The organism is Falsiroseomonas sp. RANM36, from assembly GCF_056682175.1.
On sequence record NZ_JBWXTD010000003.1, the window covers coordinates 1 to 3678 of the forward strand.

Sequence of the window (3678 nt, forward strand, 5' to 3'; positions counted from 1 at the left end):
CCCCCCCGGCGGCGCCCTGGCGCGCCGCCACGCCCGCGCGGCCGAGCCCCGGCGCGACGACCGCCGCCCGCGCGAGGAGTATCGCCGCGACCGGCGCGACGATCTCGGCCCCGCGGTGCAGGGCTTCGGCGACAGCGTGCCCGCCTTCATGCTGATCGCGATCCCCCGCCCGAAGCGCGACGCCGCGCCCGAGGCCGCCGGCGAGGCCGAGGCGGCCTGAGCGCCGCCCGGCGTTTGCCCCGGCGCGCCGAGCCCCTAGATTGCCCTGCGCGGCCCCCGCCGCGCCGTGAGGAGGAAGCCATGAACGTCGTCGCCCCGGTCGCGAAGAAGTCGACGCTGCCGCCCTTCAAGTGGGACGACCCGCTGCTGCTGGACGAGCAGCTCACGGAAGACGAGCGGATGATCCGCGACGCGGCCCGGCAGTTCTGCCAGGAAAAGCTGATGCCGCGCGTGCTCATGGCGAACCGCAACGAGCACTTCGATCGCGAGATCATGAACGAGTTCGGCGAGATGGGCTTCCTGGGCGCCACGCTCGAAGGCTATGGCTGCGCCGGCGTGTCCTATGTCGCCTATGGTCTGATGGCGCGCGAGGTCGAACGCGTCGACAGCGGCTACCGCAGCGCCTTCAGCGTGCAGTCCTCGCTGGTGATGTTCCCGATCCACGCCTTCGGGTCCGAGGAGCAGCGCCAGAAGTATCTGCCGAAACTGCGGACGGGCGAATGGGTTGGCTGCTTCGGGCTCACCGAGCCGGACGCCGGTTCGGACCCTGCATCCATGCGCACGCGCGCGCGAAAAGTGGATGGCGGCTATCTCGTCAGCGGCTCCAAGACCTGGATCACCAACTCCCCGATCGCCGATATCGCCGTGGTCTGGGCGAAGGACGACGAGGGCGTGCTGCGCGGCTTCATCCTGGAGCGCGGCATGAAGGGCCTGACCTTCCCGAAGATCGAGGGCAAGTTTTCGCTCCGCGCCAGCGTCACGGGCATGATCATGATGGACGAGGTCTTCGTGCCGGAGGCGAACCGCCTGCCGGGCGTGAAGAGCCTCGCCGGCCCCTTCTCCTGCCTCAACCGCGCGCGCTACGGCATCGCCTGGGGCGCGCTCGGCGCCGCGGAGTTCTGCTGGCACGCGGCGCGGGAGTACACGCTCGGGCGGAAAATGTTCGGCAAGCCGCTGGCGCAGACGCAGCTGATCCAGAAGAAGCTCGCGGACATGCAGACGGAGATCACCCTGGGCCTGCATGCCGTGCTGCGCGTCGGCCGGCTGTTCGACGAGCACAAGGCCTCGCCGGAGATGATCTCCCTGGTGAAGCGCAACAACTGCGGCAAGGCGCTCGAGATCGCCCGCGTCGCGCGCGACATGCATGGCGGCAACGGGATCGTGGACGAGTACCACGTCATCCGCCACGTCATGAACCTCGAGACGGTGAACACCTACGAGGGCACGCATGACGTGCATGCGCTGATCCTCGGCCGCGCGCAGACCGGGCTGAACGCCTTCGGCGGCTGAGAGGCCGAGGCCGCGATGCTGACCGGCGGCGACCCGCTGACCATCGAGCGGACGCTGCAGCTCGCCATCGCGCCGGCCTTCATCCTGACGGGCGCGATGGCGGTGCTGAACCTGCTCAGCACGCGCCTCCAGCGCCTGGTGGACCGCCAGCGGGAGGTCACCGATGAGGCGGAGCGCAGCCTCGTGCGCCGCCGCATCGCCGCGACTCATGGCGCGATGTCGGCCTGCGTGCTCTGCGCCGTCGCGATCTGCGTGCTGGTGATCGTCGCCTTCGTCGAGCCGGTCTTCGGCATCGGCGCCGGCCTGCACATCGTCGGGCTGATGCTGGTCGCGATGCTGGCGCTGACCACCGCGCTCGCGCTGTTCTTCTGGGAAGTCATGCGCTCCGGCCGCGACCACGGGCCGGACGGGCGATGAGCGCCGCGGCGCGGCGGTTCGCCGTCGCGCGGCTCGGCAGCGCGGGCGACGGCATCGTGGAGACGCCGGACGGCCCGCTGCACATCCCGCGCGCCCTGCCGGGCGAGAGCGTGACCGCGCGGCCCGCCGGCCGCGGCCAGGCCGTGCTCGAGGCCGTCGAGGCACCCTCCCCCGAGCGCGTCGCGCCGCCCTGCCCCCACTTCCCCGAAGGCTGCGGCGGCTGCGCGCTGCAGCACTGGGACCTCGCCGCGCAGGCGCGCTGGAAGCGGGAGCGGCTGGTGGAGGCGCTGGCCCGCGCCGGCTTCGCCGACGCGCCCGTGTCGGAGACCGTCGCGACGCCCCCGAACAGCCGCCGCCGCGCCGATCTCGCGCTGCGTCGCGCCGCGGATGGCAGCATCGCCGTCGGCTTCCACGCGCGCGGCAGCGCGGCGGTGCTGGATCTGCGCGAGTGCCACGTGCTGGAGCCCGCGCTCTTCGCGCTGCTCGCGCCGCTGCGCGTGGTGCTGCGCCGTCTCTCGGCGCTGGCGCGCGAAGGCTCCGCGGTGGTGAACCTGCTCGACAGCGGGCCGGACATCCTGCTGCGCACCGACAAGCCGCTGGATGCCGCCGGCCGCCGCCTGCTCGCCGCCGCCGCGCAGCAGTTCGGCATCCCGCGCATCGCCTGGGCGCAGGGCGACAGCCTGCCCGAGACGGCGGCCCAGACCGGGCCGGTGCGCCTGGTGCTCGGCGGCGTCGAGGTCGCGCCACCGCCCGGCGCCTTCCTCCAGGCCAGCCGCGCGGGCGAGGCCGCCATCGTCGCCGCGGTGCTGGCCGGGCTGCCGCAAAGGCTGCCGGCGCGTCCGACGCTGCTCGATCTCTATGCCGGCATCGGCACGCTGTCCTTCCCGCTTGCCGCGCGCGGCCGCGTCACCGCCGTGGAAGGCAGCGCCGAGGCCGCCGCCGCGCTGGACGCCGCCGCGCGCAGGGCGGTCGCGCGGGTGCAGGCGATCCGGCGCGACCTGGCGCGCCAGCCCTTCCTGCCGGCGGAACTCAAGGCCTTCGACGTGGTGGTGCTGGACCCGCCCTATGCCGGCGCGGCGGAGCAGGTGGCGCAACTCGGGAAAAGCACGCTGCGGCACCTGGTCTATGTCTCCTGCAACCCGGTTGCGCTGGCGCGCGACGCGGCGGTGCTGCGCGGGGCGGGCTTCGGCCTGGTCACGGCAACGCCGGTGGACCAGTTCCGATGGTCCGCGCATCTCGAATCGGTCGTCTCCTTCTCGCGCTGACGCTCCTCGCCCTGCCCGGCTGCGCGCGGCTGATCGGCGGCGAGGCGGGCGTGGTGCTGGAGGCGATCGAGCACGGCCCCGCCCGCACCGAGCTCGGCCGCATCACGCCCCCGCCCATCCGCACGCGCCTGGCAGAGGCCGATCTGTGGCTGCCCGCCGAGGGCTCGCCGCGTGCCGCGCTGGTGCTGGCGCCCGGCTTCTCCGAGCTCGGCCGCGACGACCCGCGCCTGCTGCCGGTGGCCGAGAGCCTGGCCCGCGCCGGCTTCGCGGTGCGCGTCCCGGACCTGCCCGGCGCGCGGCGGCTGACGCTCGATCCGGCCGACATCGCGGCCATGCGGCGCGGGGGGGGGGGGGGGGGGGGGGGCGGGGGGGGGGGGGGGGGGGGGGGGCGGGGCGCGGGCGCGGTCTCGCGCGCCCCCAGCGCGGCGGCCGCCAGCGCCGCGCGCATCCGCCCGCCCATCGCGCTCAGCCCTGCCGCGGCAGGTTC

General features: G+C 74.4%; 4 protein-coding genes and 1 pseudogene. All 5 read left to right on the forward strand.

Annotated features, from left to right (window positions below; translation table 11 throughout):
• Positions 1–220, forward strand: a pseudogene (locus AC1MIR_RS04895) (DEAD/DEAH box helicase); the annotation flags it as partial.
• An 80-nt stretch (positions 221–300) separates the two neighbouring features.
• Positions 301–1509: an acyl-CoA dehydrogenase gene (locus AC1MIR_RS04900; protein WP_480027067.1), complete on the forward strand. Its 1209-nt coding sequence runs from the start codon at positions 301–303 to the stop codon at positions 1507–1509.
• 15 nt (positions 1510–1524) lie between these two features.
• Positions 1525–1926, forward strand: coding sequence for a DUF2721 domain-containing protein (locus tag AC1MIR_RS04905; protein WP_480027068.1), 402 nt, complete (start codon positions 1525–1527; stop codon positions 1924–1926).
• Positions 1923–3191, forward strand: coding sequence for a class I SAM-dependent RNA methyltransferase (locus AC1MIR_RS04910; RefSeq protein ID WP_480027069.1), 1269 nt, complete (start codon positions 1923–1925; stop codon positions 3189–3191). The genes AC1MIR_RS04905 and AC1MIR_RS04910 overlap by 4 nt, the downstream gene beginning before the upstream one ends.
• A partial coding sequence (locus tag AC1MIR_RS04915) for a hypothetical protein (RefSeq protein WP_480027070.1) occupies positions 3149–3678 on the forward strand: 530 nt, incomplete at its 3' end. The genes AC1MIR_RS04910 and AC1MIR_RS04915, both read left to right, overlap by 43 nt.